The 19991-nt window shown below is 61.4% G+C and carries 17 protein-coding genes; 2 read left to right on the top strand and 15 right to left on the bottom strand.

What is annotated here, in order from left to right; all coding sequences use genetic code 11:
• Positions 1-618, bottom strand: coding sequence for a PAQR family membrane homeostasis protein TrhA (gene trhA, locus ACQKPC_RS13070; RefSeq protein ID WP_427624979.1), 618 nt, complete (start codon positions 616-618; stop codon positions 1-3).
• A 221-nt stretch (positions 619-839) separates the two neighbouring features.
• Between trhA and ACQKPC_RS13065 the strand changes: the two genes are divergently transcribed.
• Positions 840-1760: a LysR family transcriptional regulator gene (locus ACQKPC_RS13065; protein WP_427624978.1), complete on the top strand. Its 921-nt coding sequence runs from the start codon at positions 840-842 to the stop codon at positions 1758-1760.
• A 106-nt stretch (positions 1761-1866) separates the two neighbouring features.
• Here ACQKPC_RS13065 and madM read toward each other — a convergent pair whose 3' ends face one another.
• The 11 genes from madM to ACQKPC_RS13010 form a co-directional block, all read right to left on the bottom strand.
• The gene (gene madM / locus ACQKPC_RS13060; RefSeq protein WP_008007473.1) at positions 1867-2631 is read right to left on the bottom strand and encodes a malonate transporter subunit MadM; all 765 of its coding nucleotides are present in this window, start codon (positions 2629-2631) and stop codon (positions 1867-1869) included.
• 1 nt (position 2632) lies between these two features.
• Positions 2633-3049 (bottom strand): malonate transporter subunit MadL, encoded by a 417-nt coding sequence (gene madL / locus ACQKPC_RS13055; RefSeq protein ID WP_007897996.1) that lies wholly within the window; start codon positions 3047-3049, stop codon positions 2633-2635.
• Positions 3050-3115: 66 nt separating this feature from the next.
• Positions 3116-4027: a malonate decarboxylase subunit epsilon gene (gene mdcH / locus ACQKPC_RS13050; protein WP_427624976.1), complete on the bottom strand. Its 912-nt coding sequence runs from the start codon at positions 4025-4027 to the stop codon at positions 3116-3118.
• Positions 4024-4644 carry a malonate decarboxylase holo-ACP synthase gene (locus ACQKPC_RS13045; protein ID WP_427624975.1) on the bottom strand — a complete coding sequence of 207 codons (621 nt, stop codon included), beginning with the start codon at positions 4642-4644 and terminating at the stop codon, positions 4024-4026. The genes mdcH and ACQKPC_RS13045 overlap by 4 nt, the downstream gene beginning before the upstream one ends.
• Complete coding sequence (gene mdcE / locus ACQKPC_RS13040; RefSeq protein ID WP_427624974.1) at positions 4638-5441, bottom strand: biotin-independent malonate decarboxylase subunit gamma; 804 nt, start codon at positions 5439-5441, stop codon at positions 4638-4640. Before mdcE ends, ACQKPC_RS13045 begins: the two co-directional genes overlap by 7 nt.
• Positions 5438-6289 carry a biotin-independent malonate decarboxylase subunit beta gene (locus tag ACQKPC_RS13035; RefSeq protein ID WP_427624972.1) on the bottom strand — a complete coding sequence of 284 codons (852 nt, stop codon included), beginning with the start codon at positions 6287-6289 and terminating at the stop codon, positions 5438-5440. Before ACQKPC_RS13035 ends, mdcE begins: the two co-directional genes overlap by 4 nt.
• Positions 6282-6581: a malonate decarboxylase subunit delta gene (locus ACQKPC_RS13030; RefSeq protein ID WP_007897982.1), complete on the bottom strand. Its 300-nt coding sequence runs from the start codon at positions 6579-6581 to the stop codon at positions 6282-6284. Before ACQKPC_RS13030 ends, ACQKPC_RS13035 begins: the two co-directional genes overlap by 8 nt.
• Positions 6581-7456: a triphosphoribosyl-dephospho-CoA synthase gene (locus ACQKPC_RS13025; protein ID WP_427624969.1), complete on the bottom strand. Its 876-nt coding sequence runs from the start codon at positions 7454-7456 to the stop codon at positions 6581-6583. The genes ACQKPC_RS13030 and ACQKPC_RS13025 overlap by 1 nt, the downstream gene beginning before the upstream one ends.
• A complete protein-coding gene (gene mdcA / locus ACQKPC_RS13020) occupies positions 7456-9126 on the bottom strand; it encodes a malonate decarboxylase subunit alpha (RefSeq protein WP_427624968.1) in 1671 nt (556 codons plus the stop codon). The genes ACQKPC_RS13025 and mdcA overlap by 1 nt, the downstream gene beginning before the upstream one ends.
• Before the next feature lie 225 nt (positions 9127-9351).
• A complete protein-coding gene (locus ACQKPC_RS13015) occupies positions 9352-9792 on the bottom strand; it encodes a hypothetical protein (RefSeq protein ID WP_111452973.1) in 441 nt (146 codons plus the stop codon).
• The gene (locus ACQKPC_RS13010; RefSeq protein ID WP_427624966.1) at positions 9755-10384 is read right to left on the bottom strand and encodes a nucleotidyltransferase domain-containing protein; all 630 of its coding nucleotides are present in this window, start codon (positions 10382-10384) and stop codon (positions 9755-9757) included. Before ACQKPC_RS13010 ends, ACQKPC_RS13015 begins: the two co-directional genes overlap by 38 nt.
• A 534-nt stretch (positions 10385-10918) precedes the next feature.
• Between ACQKPC_RS13010 and ACQKPC_RS13005 the strand changes: the two genes are divergently transcribed.
• Positions 10919-11296, top strand: a complete 378-nt coding sequence (locus tag ACQKPC_RS13005; RefSeq protein ID WP_427624964.1) for a DUF6124 family protein — start codon at positions 10919-10921, stop codon at positions 11294-11296.
• A gap of 118 nt (positions 11297-11414) precedes the next feature.
• Here ACQKPC_RS13005 and ACQKPC_RS13000 read toward each other — a convergent pair whose 3' ends face one another.
• Genes ACQKPC_RS13000 through ACQKPC_RS12990 form a run of 3 tightly spaced genes read right to left on the bottom strand, consistent with a single transcriptional unit; the run spans position 11415 to position 19855 of the window.
• Positions 11415-11873 (bottom strand): chemotaxis protein CheW, encoded by a 459-nt coding sequence (locus ACQKPC_RS13000; protein WP_427624962.1) that lies wholly within the window; start codon positions 11871-11873, stop codon positions 11415-11417.
• Positions 11866-17769, bottom strand: coding sequence for an Hpt domain-containing protein (locus ACQKPC_RS12995; protein ID WP_427624960.1), 5904 nt, complete (start codon positions 17767-17769; stop codon positions 11866-11868). Before ACQKPC_RS12995 ends, ACQKPC_RS13000 begins: the two co-directional genes overlap by 8 nt.
• A 37-nt stretch (positions 17770-17806) precedes the next feature.
• Positions 17807-19855 carry a methyl-accepting chemotaxis protein gene (locus ACQKPC_RS12990; protein WP_427624957.1) on the bottom strand — a complete coding sequence of 683 codons (2049 nt, stop codon included), beginning with the start codon at positions 19853-19855 and terminating at the stop codon, positions 17807-17809.
• Between the last annotated feature and the right edge of the window lie 136 nt (positions 19856-19991).

Below are 19991 nucleotides of genomic sequence, written 5' to 3'. Positions count from 1 at the left end.
TCAAAGGACATAAAACAAAATCGCCACAAAGTGCAGCAAGCTCCCGGCAATCACAAACAGATGCCAGACCCCGTGGGCATGGCGCAAACGGCTGTCCAGCGCAAAAAAGACAATCCCCACGGTGTACAGCACCCCGCCCGATGCCAACCAAGTAAAGCCGACGGGCCCCAGCGCCGCCAGTAATGGCTTGACCGCCACCAGCACGATCCAGCCCATCACCGCGTAAATCACGATCGACAGAATCCGCGCTTCCGAGCGGGGTTTGATCTCTTGCAGGATGCCGATCAGAGCCAGCCCCCAGACAATACCGAACAACGTCCAGCCCCACGGCCCGCGCAGGGTCACCAGGCAGAACGGTGTGTAACTGCCGGCAATCAGCAGGTAGATCGAAAAGTGATCGACCTTCTGCATGATCGCTTTCTTGCGCCCGCGCACGCTGTGGTAAACGGTCGACGCGCTGTAGAGCACCAGCAAGGTGAACGCGTAAATCGCCACGCTGACGATCTTCCACGGACTGCCGTCCATACTGGCGATCACCAGCAGCCACACACCCCCGACAAGCGCCGCCACCGCCCCGACCAAATGCGTCCAGGCGTTCAATCTTTCCCCGTGATACATGTGTTGCTCACCTTAAAAATTCATTAACACAAAGCCCCTGTAAGACCGGTGTAGGAGCTGTGTAGGAGCTGTCGAGTGAAACGAGGCTGCGATCTTTTGATCTTGATCTTAGGATGCCAAAGATCAAAAGATCGCAGCCTTCGGCAGCTCCTACAAAAAGCCTTCGAGCCAAACCTCAGCCAATTGGGCACAATCGAACGATTCGAATAAGAGTCTGGCCCATGCTGATCGATGAAGAGTTGACCCTGAAAAAACTCGAGGTGTTCCTGGCCTTCATGCGCACCGGCAACCTGACCCGCGCCGCCGCCGAGTTACAAACCAGCAACGTCAGCGTGCACCGCGCCATCCACTCTCTGGAAAGCGCCCTGCGTTGCCCGCTATTCAAACACGAAGGCCGCAACCTGACCCCACTCGAAAGCGCTTATGTGCTGGAAGAACGGGCGCAGAAGCTGATTCAGGACGTGCTCGAAAGCGTGCGCCTGACCCGCGAAGCTGCCGGGTTCTCGGCTGAGCGTTTCAAGCTAGGGTCACTGTATTCGTTGACGGTGAAGACCGTGCCGCAGCTGATCATGGGCCTGAAGATTCGCCGCAGCGAACTCAATATCGACCTGATCCTGGGCTCGAACATTGACCTGCTATACAAGCTCAAGAACATGGAAGTCGACGCGATCCTGGTGTCGCTGGATGACAGCGTGAATGACCCGGACTGCGAGCAGATTCCGTTGTTTTCCGATGACATCTTCCTCGCCACCCCAGCTGATTCGCCCTTTGCCCAGCGGACCGAAGTCGATCTGGCCGAGGTGCGCGACGAGACATTCATCACCTTGACCCAAGGCTTCGCCACGCACCAGGACGGTATTCGGGTGTTCAAGCAGGCGGGGTTCGAGCCGAAGGTGGCGATGCAGGTCAACGACATCTTCACCCTGCTGAGCATGGTCAGCTCGGGGGTGGGTTATGCGTTGCTGCCGGGAAGGATTGCGGCGGTGTATGAGAACCGGGTGAAGCTGATTCCATTGCAGCAAAAGTATCGGTTACAGCAGCACATCGGGGTGGTGTTTCTGAAGGCCAAGGAGCGTGACCCGAATTTGCTGGCGCTGTTGGCAGAGTGCCGGATGTATGCCAATCGGCAGGCCACCCAATGATCGTTCCCACGCTCTGCGTGGGAATGTCTCAATGGACGCTCTGCGTCCGCTTTGGGACGCGGAGCGTCCCGGGCTGCATTCCTTTGCTGCGCGTGGGAACGATCAGTCAGCCGACAATCCCGCGAACAATGAAGTACAGCAACGAAGGCCCAAGCAAGCACCCAAGCCCGGTGTGGAACGTCGCGGTCAACGCGCCATACGGCACCAGCCGCCGATCCGTCGCCGCCAACCCTGCGGTCACCCCACTCACCGTCCCGGCCAGGCCGCCAAACACCATCGCCGAGCGCGGGTTATCCAGCCCCATCCAGCGCGCCGCCATCGGTGTGCCGACCATCACCAGAATCGCCTTGATCAGCCCGGTGGCAATCGACAACGCCATCACGTCGGACGTGGCACCAATCGCGGCCCCGGTCACTGGCCCGACGATGTACGTCACCGCGCCCGCGCCAATGGTGGTCATGCTGATCGCATCGCGATAACCGAACACCCAGGCCATGCTCGCCCCGACAATGAACGGCAGAATCGTGCCCAGCAGCAGCGCGATGACGCCAATCATCCCGGCCTTTTTCGCTTCCGTGGCCTGCACCTCAAACGCCGTGGCGACAATGGCGAAGTCCCGCAGCATCGCGCCGCCCATCAAACCAATGCCGGAAAACAGTGACAAATCCGCCAGGCCTTTTTGCCCGCCGGTCATGGTGCCGCCGACCCAGGCCAGCACCAGGCCGATGACGATGGCAATCGCCGAACCGTGAATTCGCCCGAAGGTCAGGCGTTTGGACAACACCACCGACACCCACATGATCACGCCAACGAACGCGAATGCCGTGATCAGACCGTTATGTTCCAGACCTTTCTCGATGAGATCCCACATATCAGCGACCTCCTGCCGGTGCGCCAACCGACGTTATGTCCGCCGGTTCATCGGGCAAGGGCTCGCCTTTGTGGGTCCGGCTGATCAGCGCAATGGTGCAGCCGCAGAGCACCACCGAACCGATCGCCGCCAGCACCGCCACCGGCCCGCCGTGCAAGGCGGTAACGACGTTCTGTTGCGCGGCCATCGCCACCACCACCGGAATGTACATGGCGCCCCAAAAGCCGACGCCCATCTCGCAGTCCTTGGTCATGCCGCCGCGTTTTTGCATCCACAACCGCGCGCAAATCAGCAGGATCATCGCGATCCCGACCCCGCCGACGTTGGATTTCACGCCCAGCAATGCGCCGAGCATGTCACCCATGATCACCCCTGCCAGCGTACAGATCGCCAACAGCGCCACACCGTAAATAATCATTGTTGTAGTCCTCAAAGTGCATCGTCGGATTTGTTGTTCTTGTAGTTCGCAGCCTGAGTCGGTGGTCTAGGGTTGGCGTCTTCCCTCCTCACGCAACAGCGCCTGCAAGGTATCGAGCCGCGCACCGTCGAAGGCAATCACGGTACCCTGCTCGAACACCCGGCGCGCCAGCCCGGTCAACACCGCACCGGGCGGCAGTTCGATCTGTAGACGTACGCCACGCTCATAAGCGCTTTGTACCGTGCCGCGCCAATCCACCACGCGGCACATGTTGAACGCCAGGTCGTCACGCAGGGCGTCGGTATGGGTGACAGGCCGTGCGCGGCTGCCGCTGAGATAACCCAGGGTCGGCGTTTTCAATTGCACCTTGGCGAAGGCTTCGGCCAGGATTTTTGCCGGGGCTTCCAGCAGCGGGCAATGGGACGGCACGCTGACCGCCAGACGCTTGGCCAGACCGGCGCCACGCCCCTTCGCCAACTCGGCAACCGCTTTCATCGCCTCGTCGCTGCCAGCAATGACTACCTGGGTATCAGCGTTGATGTTGGCGAGGTAAACCGGTGTATCTACGCTGTGAACCTGCGCCAGCAAACCTTCCACCGTCGCCAGATCCAGACCGATGATCGCGGTCATGCCATAGCCCTGAGGATAAGCCTGCTGCATCAACTCACCGCGCAGGCTGACCAGATGCAGCGCATCGCTGAAGCTCAAGGCGCCGGCGACCACCGCCGCCGGATAGGCGCCGATGGACAATCCAGCCACGTAATCCGCGCTCAATGACAACTGACGTGAAGCGGCGACTCCGGCGATCAGCAGGCATAACTGAACCGCCCTCGTCGACTGCAACGCCTCGGCAGAATCGTGCAACAAAACATCTTCACCCAGCACCTCGCTCGCCTCGATCAGCGTTTCCCGAGGCAAACGATGGAGCATGCCCGGTTGCTGCGCGCCTTGGCCGGGGAACACCAGCAAACTGCTCACGCTGCTTGCTCCTGCGGGTTCCAGGGATCGGTGACCAGGCAGGCGACCTGAGTGTTTTTGAGCAGCACACGTTGCGACGGGCCGGCCCATTCACGCAAGGCCACAGCGCCGTAAGGTGTCTGCAATTGCATGTCCACCAGACACTCAGCGGCGCCGAGAAGCGTCACCAATTCCTGCGCTTGAGTACGGCCCAGCAGTTGCGGTGTACGCAGGATCAAGTCCAGATCGCTGCGCTCATGCAACGCCGCAAAACCACTGGCCAATTCAAACCCGGCGCTGCCGCTGACACCCCACACCCAACCGCAGGCGTCGAGCATTGGTCGCAATTGCGCCAGCGCTCGCAGGGCCCGCAGGTCCCGAGTCGCCTCGACATGACACAGCTCTTCCGGCCTTACCCGACGTGCAATCGCCGTGATCGCCATCGACGTTGCATAACGCTGCTCACGCAAGCGTCCGCGCACGCCGACCGCGATTTGATCCGGCGCAGTCATCGCACGCCGAACCACCACTGGCTGACCCGCGCTGATCGACTCGATCACCCACGCAGGCGCATCCGCAGGCAACTGCTCCGAGGTCATTCCCCAAAGCAGGTCGTGGGCCAGAAACGTATTCACCACTGCTCTCTCAGCAGTTGGCGAACCTTGCTCGACGCGCCACGGTTGGGCGCCCCCAAGCGGCTGCTCAAATCGCGACGACCAGCCCCGACATTTTCAATCGCCTGAACCAGACACTCGTTCACCCGCGCCAGATCCGCCGTCGTCGGTTGTTCGATCTGATCCACCGACAAGGTTTCCCAAAGCAAACCCAGGCTGGCAAAGCTGTCGATGTCATAGGCCATCGGCGGCACGCTGGCGGCCAAGGCTTCAAGTTCTTCGACACTGCGCAACGTCACCCGCGCAGCCGACGCCTTGCCCATCGCATGCACCATCACGCCCGGATCGCGCAATGCGATCAGCCGGTTGGCCTGATACCCATGAGCGAGAAACGCCCCGGACATAGCCTTGCCCACCAGTAAACCAATCACTGCGTGCCCGGCCAGTCGGGCGCGGGAATAACTGTCCGCCGCACCGGCCAGGGCTTGATGAATGCCGAGGGCTTCTTCGCGTCGGCCATAAGCCTGGCTCGGCACATCGACAATGGCGATCAAGGTGCGTTTTTGAGGTTTGTCGTTATCCGCGGCAATGACGTCATCCACCGCTTTGGCCAGGCCCCAGCCTTCCAGCAAACCGACCTCGCCATTGCGGGCGCGGACGAAACGGTTGTCGGGATCGGCCACCACTGCGATAAACCGCACAGCTAGATCGCCCAATAAACCATCGGCGACTTTCAACGACGCCGGCAAACCCGCGACCGATTTCGCGCCGGCACTCAAGGCGTTGAACCAGTTCAAGCCTCTCAGGGAATACGAACTCATGAGCGCTCTCCTTGATACAGATCGCGAACCGTCGCCGGCTCGATTTGCGGTTCGGCGTCCAGACGCGCCAGCCGTTGCAGAAACCATTCGGCCTGGCGGCTACGTTGCTGCGCCGGCAAACCCTGCTGGAGCAATTCGCTAACCTGCTGCTGAATCTGCGCCACGTCGTCAGCCACGTAGCGATCCACCAAGCCACTGGCGAAACGTTGCTCGCCTCCGGTCAGGCTCCAGATAAACGGTCGGTCACGGGAATCGTATTCCTCAAGCCCGGCTTCCTGTTCGATCACCTGAGGGCCGTTGAGGCCAAGGCGCGCTTCCTGAGTCACCAGCAAATAGCTGCACAACCCGGCGGCAATCGACATGCCGCCAAAACAGCCGACACTGCCGGCGACCACGCCGACTACCGGCTGGTACTGGCGCAGATCGACAATCGCTGCATGAATATCGGCAATCGCCGCCAACCCGAGATTGGCCTCCTGCAAACGCACGCCACCGGTTTCCAGCAGCAGCACGGCGCGAGTGGGAATGCCTTTGCGGTTGTCCTCGGCGGCCAATTCCAGCGCACCGGCAATTTTCGCCCCGCCGACTTCACCGAGGCTGCCGCCCTGAAACGCGCCTTCGATGGCAGCGATCACCACCGGCAAACCGCCGAGGCTGCCCTTGGCGATCACCACGCCGTCATCGGCTTGCGGCACCACGCCCTGGCGCGACAGCCATGGCGACATGACGCGCTGAAACGGGTCGAGCAGTTCACGGAAAGTACCTGTGTCGAGCAAGGCTTTCGCTCGTTGCCGGGCGCCGAGTTCGACGAAGCTATGTTTGTTGAGAAGCGCTGCGCTGTCAGTCATGGCTGATCTCCTCGAAGCCTTGTTCCAGGCGCAAGCGCACCACGCCGGGAGTGGCGCCGAAATCGTGGATATCGATCGCCATCGCGGGTGGTGTCTGGCCGTCAAACATCCGCGCAAACAGATGCTGCCAGCGTTGTTCGCTGCCGTTGACCGAGGTCTGCACCTGGATCGTCAGCTTGCCGGCCAGCCCCGGTTCGATCAGCACTTCCAGATCGCCCGAGCCCACGCAGCCCACCAGCGCCCTGCCCCGTGGCGGCTGCCCGGCGGGGAATTCAAAGGATAAGGTTTCCATCAAAACGCTCCCTGGAGGACGCCGGCGCCCGACTCGATGCGGTCGATAAACAGGCAGGCTGCGAGCAAGTCCGCAGCGCCGCCGGGCGAGGCATTCAACGCGATTAATTGTTGGTCCAGCTCATGCAAACGGCGGCGACCGGCCAGGCTCGCACTGCCGCCGGCGTCGAGCACTGCTTGGGCACCGAGTTGCATGGTCTGCAGGCCGGTTTCGCCTGCGCGGTAGAGCACGCAGGTGTCGGCCAATGTCGTCATGATCGCCAGCAAGGCATCGAGCCGGGCGTTCTGTTCGCCATGGCCGGCGGCGCGGCTGCGCTTGAGTTGCGGCAGGCCACGTTGCAGCACGGCCGGGAAACCAAGCTGTGCTTCTTCACGGGCACCGCGAGCGCCATAACGTTGGGCCACTTGAGCGCCATGGCTTAGGGGACGCGGGGCGTAGCGGTCATCGAGCAAGGCCAGGCGTGCGGCGCGCAACGTGATGCCGCTGGCGGTGCTGGATTCAGGTTCCAGCGCAGCGGCGGCTACCAACAGCCCCAACGCCCAGATCGCCCCACGATGAGTATTCACGCCGTCGGTGGTGGCGAGCATCGTTTGTTCACCGTCGCGGCCAATCCGCCCAAGGGCTTCGCGCAGGGGTAAACCGACTTCGCCAAATTCGCCGGCCGCGTCCGCCATTGCCTTGAACGCCGGCCACAACGACAGCGCCGAGGCGTGCATCAGGTTCAGGTGTAAATCGGTGTGCGCGCCATTGCCGCGACGATCCACCAGCGCCGGTTTCGGCGACAGATCGGCTTCATCGATCAGAGCGTCCACCGCCAGGTCCGCCAGCCGCTCAGTCAGGGTTAAAGGTTTCGGTTGCAGGTTGAATGCGTGCATTACCAGCTCCTGAACTTGGCGGGCGGGTTGTAGAGGCCACCGGACCACTCCACCAGATCGGCCACGCTTTTCGCTGCGAGCAACTCACGGGTGGCGTCGGTGCGGCGGATGCCGAGGTCTTCGGGCAAAGCGATCAGGCCTTCGCGGCGCATGCGGGCGGTGTCTTTCGGGTTGTGGCGCAGGCCGATGGCGGTCACGCCAGCGACGGCAGCGATCATCGCCTGACGCTCTTCGAGGGAACGGGCCTTGTACAAATAGGCGATGCCTTCCTCGGTCAACAGATGGGTGACGTCGTCGCCGTAGATCATGATCGGCGCCAGCGGCATGCCGCTTTTCTTCGCCACTTCCACCGCGTCGAGGGTTTCGACGAAGGTCGGTTTGCCGCCCTCCTGGAAGGTCTCGACCATTTGCACCACAAGTTTTTTACCGCGCTCCAGCAGCGCTTCGGGCGCGTCGTCGTGACGCATGTCGAGCCAGGCCGGCGTGCCGTGACGGCGACCGCGCGGGTCGTGGCCCATGTTCGGCGCACCACCGAAACCGGCCAGGCGACCGCGCGTCACAGTGGAGGAATGACCGTCGCCGTCGACTTGCAGGGTTGCGCCAATGAACAGGTCCACCGCGTACTGCCCGGCCAACTGGCAGAACATCCGATTGGAACGCAGTGAACCGTCGCGGCCGGTGAAGAACACGTCAGGGCGGGCGGCAATGTAGTTTTCCATGCCCAGTTCGGTGCCGAAACAATGCACGCTTTCGACCCAGCCGCTTTCGATGGCCGGGATCAGGGTTGGGTGAGGATTGAGGGTCCAGTTGCGGCAGATCTTGCCCTTCAAACCGAGGGATTCGCCGTAGGTCGGCAGGATCAGTTCGATGGCGGCGGTGTTGAAACCGATGCCGTGGTTGAGCGACTGAACGTTGTGTTTTTCGTAGATCCCGCGGATCGCCATCATCGCCATCAACACGTGCACAGGCTTGATGTGGCGTGGGTCGCGGGTGAACAGCGGTTCGATGTAGAACGGTTTGTCAGCCACCACGACGAAATCGACCCAGGACGCGGGAATGTCGACACGGGGCAGTTCGCTGACGTCGTCCACCAATTGGTTGACCTGGACGATGACGATGCCATCGCTGAAGGCGGCCGGTTCAATCAATGCAGGGGTGTCTTCGGTGCTCGGGCCGGTGTAGATGTTGCCGGCGCGGTCGGCCATGAAACCGGCCGAGAGCACGACGTTGGGGATCAAGTCGACCACCAGCCGCGCATAGAGCTCGATGTAGGTGTGGATCGCGCCGATTTCCAGCAGGCCGTCTTCGAGCAACTGACTGATGCGCAGGCTTTGGGTGCCGGCAAAAGAGAAGTCGAGCTTGCGGGCAATGCCGCGCTCGAACAGGTCCAGGTGCTCGGAACGCCCGACGCTGGGCATGATCATGTGCAAGTCATGCAGCTTGCCCGGATCGGCCTTGGCCAGGGAGCGGGAAAGGAAATCCGCCTGCTTCTGGTTATTACCCTCCAGCACCACACGGTCGCCGGGCAGAATCAACGCCTCCAGCGCCGCAATGATCTTGTCGGTGGGCAACACCACACCGTCGGCAAGCCCCTTCACCAATTCGAGGCGCCGCTGCTTTTCGCTGCGCCGCCGCGTCCATCGCGAGTCGGGGGATATTGTTGTTGTCATGACCACTCCACGGGTTCGCTGTCGTGGGAGTCACCTTAGGAGCGTTGGGCGGGGGGCATCAATCAAGCAGAGGGACGGATCGTTACGCTGACCGTAATGATCGAACACCGTCCCGATCGTTCCCACGCGCAGCAAAGGAATGCCTCAAGGGACGCTCCGCGTTCCAGCTCTCGAATGGGACGCGGAGCGTCCCGGGCTGCATTCCCACGCAGAGCGTGGGAACGATCAGGTCCGCGATGAACTGAAGGACGCCATCTGTTCCTGCACTCGAATCAGGAGCTGTTCAGCACTTTCCAATAGCTGCGCCAACAACGCCGGATCTTCATCCATATAGCCTTCGTACTCCGCCAGGTTTCGTCGCTCATGACACAGGGCGAATAGCCGAACCTGTACTTTGCCAATATCAGCGGTATGAACCAGGCACTGAAACACCAGATATCGCTTGTCTGAACGGTAGCCGCACAAGCGAAGAGCCGTCAGTGCAAGGGCATGGGCAGCGTTGTAAGCCAGGTCGAAACGACTCGCGAAGGAAAGCGAAGACGTTTGCGCGTCTTTCAATCGGTCCACAGCCGAACGCATCAGTCCTTCGCATTCCTTGCGATCCGGCGGCTCAGCTTTCAGTCCACCGCTACGTAACAGGTTTTCCAGGTTCTCGTTGCTGCCCATCCTTGGACTCCAAAGGGTTTCCCCCCATCAGATTGATCTTGTCCTGCTGCGCTACCCGCACGACAAAACTATTTTCAGCCACCAGTTTGGCGGCCCAGTCGTCGGGGGTGTAGAGCGTCGGGTTGAGGACGCGGCCCAACAGCTCCTCCATCGGCATGAGCCGCTCCATCACTTCACTGTAGTGCAGGCCCTCGCCGATCAGCATGAGATCAATGTCACTGGATGCGTTTGCCTGATCCTTGGCGATAGAGCCGTATACAAATGCCCAAGTGATCTGTTCGGCAAAGGGTTGGAGCGCCTGACGCAGAGGCTCGGCAATGCCGAAGGTTTTGCGGGCGATGCCCAGCAGTTCGGCATAGATCGGGCAGTCGGGATTGGCTTGATAGTGGGTCTGGTTGCCCTGACGGGTCATGGTCAGCACGCCTGCCCGCTGCAACCGATCCAGCTCGCGCATGAGGCTGCCTTTACCCACTTGAGCCCAGCGGGCGATCTCGTTGGCGTAAAAGCTTTGGTCGGGTTTACCAAACAGCAGGCCGAGCACTTTTTGCTGGGTGGTGGTGAACAAGGCTTCACTTAGTGACAGGTTTTTCACGGCAACGACCGATAAGTCCCAAAAAAGGAACGATAGGTCCCTTTTTGGGAATCTTCAACCTTGCGCAGCGTAAACCATTGTTCTCGGTGTACCTGATACACCCCGGTTGCAGGTTTTGGGGCTGCTTCGCAACCCAGCGGGAGCAAGCCCCCTCGCCACAGGGTCCGACCGCTTGGGGTTTTGTGTTTAAAAGTTTGTCCTCAGGAATGGTGTGAGGCTACGCAGTCTGGCGTCGCTGCCTACAGCAATGCCGGAACCCGCTGACTGGTGCGGTTTTGCGTTGATCTTTATCGTTTGTGTGTCGCTGCCAATCCAGCGACCGGGCTTGGAACCCCGAGGTGTAGAAGGCGCAAAAGCGCCCCTCATGACGTATGCTTGCGCACCTTTAATGTGTGCACTCCGTTATGGCGGCTGTACGCGGGAGACCTTCGGGTCTGCCGGGTTTTCTCCACCTCGGGTTCCAACCTGCGTACAGCTGCCACCCCTTCGCTTGGAACCGATGGAGCAGCTGAAACTCATTACTGGAGATGCACAATGTTCAAAGCTACTCCCAACCCGCCAGAATCCGGGACCGATTCCCAAGCATCCCTCGATGCAGAAAAAATGAAGGAAGCCGCTGACCGCGCCTTCTCCCATTACTTCCCGTCACCCCACGAAAAACCGGCCAAACGCCGTAAATCCCAGCTCTTCACCGTCGCCCCCGATATCGACACTGAAGCCCTTCTGGCCAATGCCTCCGAAGACCTGCTGTCCATCAGCGCCATTGCTGCCGATCTGGCGGACGATGTGGAAGGCTCACGCCGCTCTGTAGCCTTGGCGCTCAGCCGTTTGGCAGATGGCGTGCAGTTGTTGGTGGAGCGAGTGCTGGATCATCATGAGTCGTTGCAGATGAAGGCTCGGGCTGGGGTTTAACGCAGAAACCTGATCGTTCCCACGCTCTGCGTGGGAATGCAGCCCGGGACGCTCTGCGTCCCAAAAAGCCGAACGCGGAGCGTCCGTTGAGGCGTTCCCACGCGGAGCGTGGGAACGATCAATGGGCTAACCCTGCTGTAACAAGCAACTCTTCCAACGCCAACAAATCCGGCACCTTGGCCACTTGCTCCCCCACCTGCACCGCCGCCTGTTCCAGCGAACACAACGGCACATCCACATAGCTCAACTGGCTATCCAGCTTGTAAGACCGCGGAATCCCCTGCACCAGCAGTGCAATGAACTTCAGCTCAGGCCGCCCGCCGAGGGCGTTGAGGATGACGATCCGCGCTCGCTCACCGATCACCACTTTGTTGCCACACGCCGACTCAAAACTGAGCAACGGAATCTGCCGTTCCCGCCACGTCACCCTCCCCAGGTACCACGGCGGTGTATCGAGATCGAAAGCCCCCGGCTGATAGTCGATGAGTTCGGCGACGGCGACGTTGGGCAGGATCAGGTTGCGATCCGCCAAGGGCAATAAAAGCCCTGTGAGGTTGCTGGAGCGGTGTTCATACATGGGTTTTGCTCCACCGGGCGATGCTGTCGAGCAGCACCGATTCCTGGTATGGCTTGCCGAGGTAGTCGTTGACGCCGATGGCCATGGCGCGGTCGCGGTGTTTCTGGCCGGTGCGGGAGGTGATCATGATGATCGGCAGATGCCGCAAGCGTTCGTCGGCGCGCACCTGGGTCGCCACTTCGAAGCCGTCCATGCGCGGCATTTCGATGTCCAGCAGCATCAGGTCGGGCATGTGTTCTTCGAGCAGCAACATCGCGTCGACACCGTCCTTGGCGATCAGCACGTTCATGCCGTGGCGTTCCAGCAAACGGCTGGTGACCTTGCGCACGGTGACCGAATCGTCGACCACCAGCACCAGCAACGGCCGTTGCGGCTCGGGCTCTACGTCTTGAGTCACAGGCCGCTTCGGCACCTGTGCCTGCATGGCGCGGATCGGCGCCAGCAAGTCGAGAATCAGTACCACACGGCCATCACCGAGAATCGTCGCCCCGGACAAACCCTGCACCGCGGCGAACTGCGGGCCAAGGCTTTTGACCACGATTTCCCGGGTGCCGGCCATGGCATCCACTTGCACCGCGACATGTCGCTCGTTGCATTGCACCAGCAACACCGGTAACGGCAGGCACTGGCCCAGCAGTTTCGGGCGGGTGCTGGTTTTCAGCAGTTCACCGAGATAGCACAACTCGTAACGTTGCCCGGCGTATTCGTAGGTCGGCGGATCGAGCCGGTAATGCCCTTCGAGTTCGTTGGGCAATACACGCACGATGCCGTCGATGGTGTTCAGCGGGATCGCGTATTGATCCTCCCCGCACTGCACCATCAGCGCACGGTTGACCGACACGGTGAACGGCAGGCGAATCCGGAAATGCACGCCCTGCCCCGGCACAGAGTCGATGGTCATACTACCGCCGAGCTGCCGGACTTCTTCGTGAACCACATCCATGCCGACGCCACGCCCGGAGATCTGAGTGATTTTCTCGGCTGTGGAGAACCCCGGTTGCAGGATGAATTGCAGCACGTCGCGGTCGCTGATGTCGCTGTCCGGGTCGAGCAACCCGCGCTTGATCGCCTTGCGCCGCACGGCCTCCAAAGGCACGCCGGCACCGTCGTCGCGGATGTCGAAAATGATGTCGCCACCCTCTCGCGACAGGTCGAGGGTGATCTTGCCCTGAGCCGGTTTACCCGCCGCGATACGCACCTCGGCCGATTCCAGCCCATGGTCGACGGCATTGCGCAGCATGTGTTCCAGGGGCGCAGCCATGCGTTCGAGGACGTTGCGGTCCATCTCGCCTTCGGCGTTGCCGACGACGAAGTCCACGTCCTTGCCCAGTTCGCTGGCGACCTGCCGAACGATGCGTTTCAAACGCGGCAGCATTCGCTCGAACGGCACCATGCGCGTACGCATCAGGCCTTCCTGCAATTCGGTGTTGATGCGGCCCTGCTGTTGCAGCAGGTTTTCCGCGTCGTGATTGCGCCGCTCGAGGGTTTCCTTGAGGTCAAGCAGGTCGGAGGCAGACTCGAACAGCGCCCTCGACAACTGTTGCAGCTGCGAGTGACGGTCCATCTCCAATGGGTCGAATTCTTCGTACCCCAGGCGTTCGGCATCGACTTGCTGACGGCTGAGGATCCGCCCCTGGGTTTCGGTATCGAGGCGGCGCAACTGGTCGCGCATGCGCTCGATGGTGGTTTCCATCTCGCTCAGGGCCACCCGTGCATCGTTGACCTGTTGTTCGATGCGGCCACGGAAGATTGAAGTTTCCCCGGCCAGATTGACCAGGTCATCGAGCAATTCCGCCGAGACCTTGACCGTGTCGGTGCCTTCCGGTTGCAGCGCGGTTGGCTCGGCTTTGGGCGCTACGGGCAGCGTCACGGGTGCCGATGTTTCGGGCACTGCCGGATGGCTGAAATTCTTGATCGCATCGATCAGCCGATCGGCCGGCGGCAATGGCTGACCGGCACGGGTGGCGTCGAGCATCTGCGCCAGTCGGTCATGGCTGCGTTGCAACAGCGAGAATAGCTCGGCGGTGGGTTGCAGCACGCCAGCCGACAAGCCTTCGTAGAGAAATTCCAGTTCATGGGCCAGGTCGCCAATCGGCACAATCTCCACCATCCGCGCGCCACCCTTGAGGGTGTGCAAGTCGCGCAGCAGGGTTTCCATTTCCTGGCGATTCGACGGCTCGGCCTGCCAGCGCAACAGCGCCGCACCGGAGTTTTCAATGATGTCGAAACCTTCCTCGAGGAAGATCTCCAGAAGCTCGGAATCATGACCCGCCGAGTCATGGCTGACCGCTGGTTCGATCGCCTCGGCGCTGCCGGCATTGCCCTGGCGAAACTCACGAATGGCTTGGATCAACTCACCCGGATCACCCAACGGACGGTTGTGCTGCAACTGATCAAGGAACGCGGCCAGTCGGTCATGGCTCTGTTGCAGCAACTGCGCCAGCGCTTCGCTGTGACTGTAACGGCGGTCCACCAGGCCTTCGTAAAGGCTTTCCAGTTCATGGGCCAGATCGCCGACCGGCTCGACCTCGGCCATCCGTGCACCGCCCTTGAGGGTGTGCAAATCGCGCTGCAAGGACGACAGCGGCGCGCCGTTGTCCGGGTCACTCAGCCAGCGCTGCAAAGCCTGGCCAGCGCTTTCGAGGATATCCACCGCCTCTTCAAGGAAGATCGAAACGATTTCGTCGTCCAGCTCCACCTGCGTCGCGCTCTGCTCCAGCTCGGCGGTGGCGCTGCCCAGTTCGCGGATGCTCAGGGTGCGGCTGCCGTCACTGCGGATCAGGCCCATGGAGGATGGGTCGAGACTCTCATCGAGCAAGCCGCGCAAGGCACGCACCCGCTGCGGTTGCGCAGTGACTTCCTGGCCGGCGGCCAGTTCGTCGAGCATGTTGATCAGCGCTTCATGGGCACTTTGTGCCTCATGAAAAAACCTGTCGCTGACCGCCAGGCTGCTTTCTTCCACAGCGCCATAAAGATCGAGCAAAGCTTCGCAGAGTTCATCCACCGGATGCAGATCGGCCAGGTGCGCGCCTTCGCCGAGGGTGGTCAGTTCGTCGAGCAGCGCGCTGAGTTCCTGCCGCTCGCCGGGATGCTGCTGCCAGCGCAGTAACAGGCTTTCGGCGTCCAGCAGGATGTCCATGCCCTGGGCAAGGAAGTTGTTGATCAGTTGCGGATCGCGCTTGATCCGCAGCTTGGTATTGGGCGTGCTCAACAGGCTTTGCAGACGCTCGGCCAGCAATACCTGGGTTCGCTCGATCAGCGAGCGGGCGTCGGGGATTTCAGCCAGCGGATCGCTCTTGAGTTGTCGCAGCCCAAGGCGGAATAGCCCTTCGGCTTCCAGCAACAACTCGACTTCGTCCAGGTCGAGGGCAATCCGGTGCGCCTTGTACTCCCGGGCCAATTCATCCAGCGACGCCGCCAACTCGGCAATCGGCAGCACGCCGGCCATCGAGGCGCTGCCCTTGAGCGTGTGCAACGCCCGCTGCAACTCGTCGCTGGCCTGAAGCGGTACATGCTCGGCGGCTTGGTCGAGGAAGCGGTTGAGGCTGCTCAAATGGGTTTCGGCTTCGTTGCGGAAGATCTCCAGCAACAGTGGATCGAGCGCCGTGACATCCTGCACGTCTTCATCGGACACCGGCTTATCACCCTTGGCGAGGGCATGGGCGCGGGCGGCCAATTGATCGACATCGTTACGCTGGCGCTGGGCGTTGGCGGCGAACTCGGCCACCAGATCCGGCAGCAGCTTCAGCACATCGCCCACCAGTTGTTGCACCGCAGGCCCAGGTGCAACGCTGTGCTCCAGCACGCGATTGAGCAGGTTTTCCACCGCCCAGGCCAACTCACCCAGCACCAGCGCACGGACCATCCGGCCACTGCCCTTGAGGGTGTGGAAGGCGCGGCGCAATTCACTCAAGACCGATGTGCTGTCGGGGCTGGCCGACCAGCGCGGCAGATACTCCTCGAGGACTTCCAGCACCTCGTCAGTCTCTTCGAGGAAGACGTCCCGCAGCTCATCGTCCACCGGCTCTTCACCGGCGGGCGGCGGCAACAGGCTACCGGGCGTGGTCAGGGCTGGCGGGTTGACGGACGACACCGGGCTGGCCAACACATCGGCCAGGGACTGAACGGTTTCGGGGTCGTCCAGTTCCTGCATGTCCTGCATGACCAGGGCTTCACTGGGGCTGAGCACATCCTTGAGTGTCGGCACCTGCTGTTCAATGGGGAAGAAGCCGAGCGAGGCCAGGCCTTTTTCCGCGACGTCGAGCAGGTGTTCCCCCGGTGCTTCGGGGTCGTCGCTGAGGCGCTCCAGGTAATATTCGATGCTGGTGATGACGTCGGCCAGACTGTCCAGTTGCTGCCAGCCGGGCTGGCCCGGGTCCACCAGCAGATGTTCGCGGATGAAGCCGTTGCAGGTCTCGACCAGGCTCGCCGCGCGGGCCAACGGAATCATCGCCAACGCACCGCGCACCTGGGTCAGCAACGCCGGCAAGGGTTGCAAATGCTGGCGGTCCCAGTCGGCGTCGATGTAGTCGACGATCATGTCCTTGGCCTGTTGCAGGCAAATGCGCGCTTCCTTGATCACGATCTGATGGATCTGCGTCAGATCAGTGGTCGGCAGACGGCTGTCTTCCTGGCTTTCCGGCTCCACGGTACCGACCATGCCGGCCAGGGTCGCTTCGACGTAGAGCAAGGCCCCGGCGACATCCATGAGGGTCGCGTCGTTGGGTTCACGCTGGCCCTGAGCGAGGCTCAGCACCACTGCCAGTTGATCGATGATGACCTTGCGTGGCTGGCCGAAACCGAGCACCGCCAGGGTGTCGGCGATTTGCCGCAGGGGCGCCAGCAGGCTTTCGAGGTCCGAGGTGTGCTGACGGTCGCTGCGCACGAACAGGTCCAGGCGCTCCTTGACCCGCACCAGCTCTTCGCACAGCGCCGCCAATACCGAACGCATGGCGTCGCGGTCAGGGCCGGCCAGCCTTGCCCGTTCTTCATCGACCATCGCGCCGTCGGGTAGCGCATCGTCAAGTGAGTAGCGATCTTTCATGGTCAGCATCTGCCCGGTGGGGTGTTCGGCCTTGGCAATATAGAACAACAAACTCTTGAGCAGCTCCGGTGGTGCCGGTTGATTGATTGCGGGCATGCCTTGTTCGAGCAGACGCTTGAGCTCTTTATCGGCATCCTTGAACAAGCTGCGCAACGCCGGGCTGTTGGCGATCGAGCCATTATGCATGCCTTCGACCAGTGCTGAAGCGACTTGCCATAACGGGCTCAAGGGCGCGTTGTCGCACAGCGCTTCGAGGCGCGCAAACACCTTGGCCAGATAACCGAAGTGGGTTTCGTCATCTTGCTCGCGCAACAAACCGACCAGGGACATCTGCAACATTTGCCGCAATTTGCGCAGCACATTCGGCAAGTCGGACGGTTCCAGCAGCGCCAAGGCCTCTGGGCCCAGAGGTAGCAGCTCCGGCAGTTGCGGGCTGAACAGGCTGGTTTCCGACAACAGGCTTTCGCCACGGGCGCTGCGCAGGTCGTTGAGCAGCGGCAACACCACCAGCGGTAAATCACGACGGGCGCCTTGCACCCGGTCGAGGTAAGTCGGCAATTGCCCCAGGGCTTGCAGTAACAGGTGGATCGCCTCGTCGCGATGGCTGACGCGGTTCTGCTGAAGGGCGCTGGTCAACTGCTCGATTTCTTCGGCGAGCAGGGCCGCGCCGTAGAACTCGACCATCTGCAAGCTACCGTGAACCTGATGGACACAGGCCAGACACTCACTCAGCGTGTGTGTCGCCTGTGGATCGTCGATCAGGGTTTCGATCGCCTGATGAGCCTGTTTCAGCGTTTCGGCAATCTCGCCTTTGACCCACTCGAGGGCCACATAGTCGTGCCGATCACCCATAACCACTCCAATCAAGATGCATCCGCCCAGAGGCGGTTCAAGCGTTGTCCGCAGACTTGGCCGGCAAGGTGAAACCGGACACCGAACGCCGCAGCTGGCTGGCCATTTTCGCCAGGTTGCCAATGCTCTCGGCGGTGGCGGTGGAGCCGGACGAGGTCTGCGTGGTGATCTGCTGGATCACGTTCATCGTCAGGGAAATCTGGCCGGCCGACGAAGTCTGTTGCTGCGCGGCGTTGGAAATACTCTGGATCAATGCCGCGAGGGTCTTCGATACGCCTTCGATTTCTTCCAGGGCCACCCCGGCATCCTGCGCCAGACGCGCGCCGCGCACCACTTCGGTGGTGGTCTGTTCCATGGAAATCACCGCTTCGTTGGTGTCGGCCTGAATCGCCCGCACCAGCGTTTCGATCTGCCGGGTCGCCGCGGATGAACGCTCGGCCAGACGCTGTACTTCGTCGGCCACCACCGCAAAACCGCGCCCGGCGTCACCGGCCATGGACGCCTGAATCGCCGCGTTGAGGGCGAGGATGTTGGTCTGATCGGCAATGTCATCGATCAGGCTGACAATGTCGCCGATTTCCTGAGAAGACTCACCCAGCCGCTTGATGCGCTTGGCGGTGTCCTGAATCTGCTCGCGAATATTGTCCATGCCATGAATGGTGTTGTGCACCACTTCGTTGCCCTTGTTAGCGATCTCCACCGAGCGTTCGGCCACCGCAGAGGATTCGGCGGCGTTGGCCGAGACCTGATCGATGGACTGGGCCATGTCGTTGATGGCCGTGGAGGCTTCGGAAATCTGCTGCGCCTGATGCTCCGAGGCCTGGGCCAAGTGCATGGCGGTGGCCTGGGTTTCCTGCACGGCGGCGGCGACCTGGCCGGCGGTGAGGTTGATGGTCGCCACCAGATCGCGCAATTGGTCGACGGAATAGTTGATCGAATCAGCGATGGTCCCGGTGAAGTCTTCGGTCACCGAGGCGGTCACGGTCAGGTCGCCATCGGCGAGGTCTTCGATTTCGTCCAGCAAACGCATGATCGCGTTCTGGTTGCGCTCGTTCTTCTCGGCGGTTTCACGCAGTTGACGGTTGGTTTCGCGCACCATCACCAAGCCGATGAGAATGATCGACATCAGCGCCAGCAAGCCCAGTACATAACCCCCGATAGTGCCGGTGTTACGCCCGCCAGCGAGGTTTTCGAAACGGCTGGCCAGGTGTGAAGCTTCATCGAGCAGGGTTTGCGACAGGGTAAAAATATTGGTGGCAGATTCGCGGACCTTGAGCAGCTCCGGCGAGGTTTCGAGGATTTCATCCACCGAACCCGATACGAATTCGAACAGTTCGGAAATCTCGGTCAGCCGGGCGCGCGCATCACGGTCTTCGACCTGGCTGATTTTCAGCGCCGCATTGCCCTGAAGCATGCCGTTGAGCACCAGGCCGAAACGCGCCGCGTCGCGACCGAAAGCGTCGGCCGCCTGCTGCGAATTTTCATCGCCGGACAGCACGGTATTCACCGCACCAAGAATCCGCTCGGCCAGCAGCGACTGACGCTGGGCCATCGCCACTTGAGTGGCCGGGGCGCCGCGTTGCAGGAGGGTTTCGACGACCTTCTCATACTCGACCTGCAACTGCGGCACGGTTTCGGCCAGCGTTGCGGCGACTTGATGCAAGGACAACACGGTCTGCTCGCTGGAGAGGATGGCATCGGTGTTTTTCAGCAGACGTTCCCAATCCAGCTGCACGGCGCGCATTTCCGGGCGCACGGTGGATGGTGCCGGCGGCAGGCCGGTGGAAGGATCGCCTTTCTTCAGATAGCCCCAACGCTGGGCGAAGTCGTTGCGCGCATCGCTGAGCAACTTGAACGCCGCGGCCTTGCCGGCGGCGGCTTCGGTGGCGTTCTTGGCGATGCGTTGGGACAGCACGCGCAGCTCACCGGCGTGGCCGATGTACTGTTTGTCGTAATTCGCCTGGGTGTTGAGGTACGCGAAGTTGGCGAACAGCAGCATGATGAAGACGATCAGCGCGATGAACAGCGCAATGATCTGCGACCGACTGCGCGACCCTTCTGGTTTGCCTGTTTTTGCTTTTATCATCGGTCCTCGCCTGTTAACCAACACCCTGTAATGCTTGCCGAGAACCTGTGGGAGCGAGCCTGCTCGCGATTCAGGCGCCGCGATGTATCAGGAAGCACCGCGTTATCGTTCAATCGCGAGCAGGCTCGCTCCCACA

This window comes from Pseudomonas sp. NPDC089918 (assembly GCF_050280605.1).
GTDB lineage: Bacteria > Pseudomonadota > Gammaproteobacteria > Pseudomonadales > Pseudomonadaceae > Aquipseudomonas.
The sequence above is the reverse complement of the archived record's forward strand: the minus strand, read 5'-3'. Positions and strand labels throughout refer to the sequence as shown.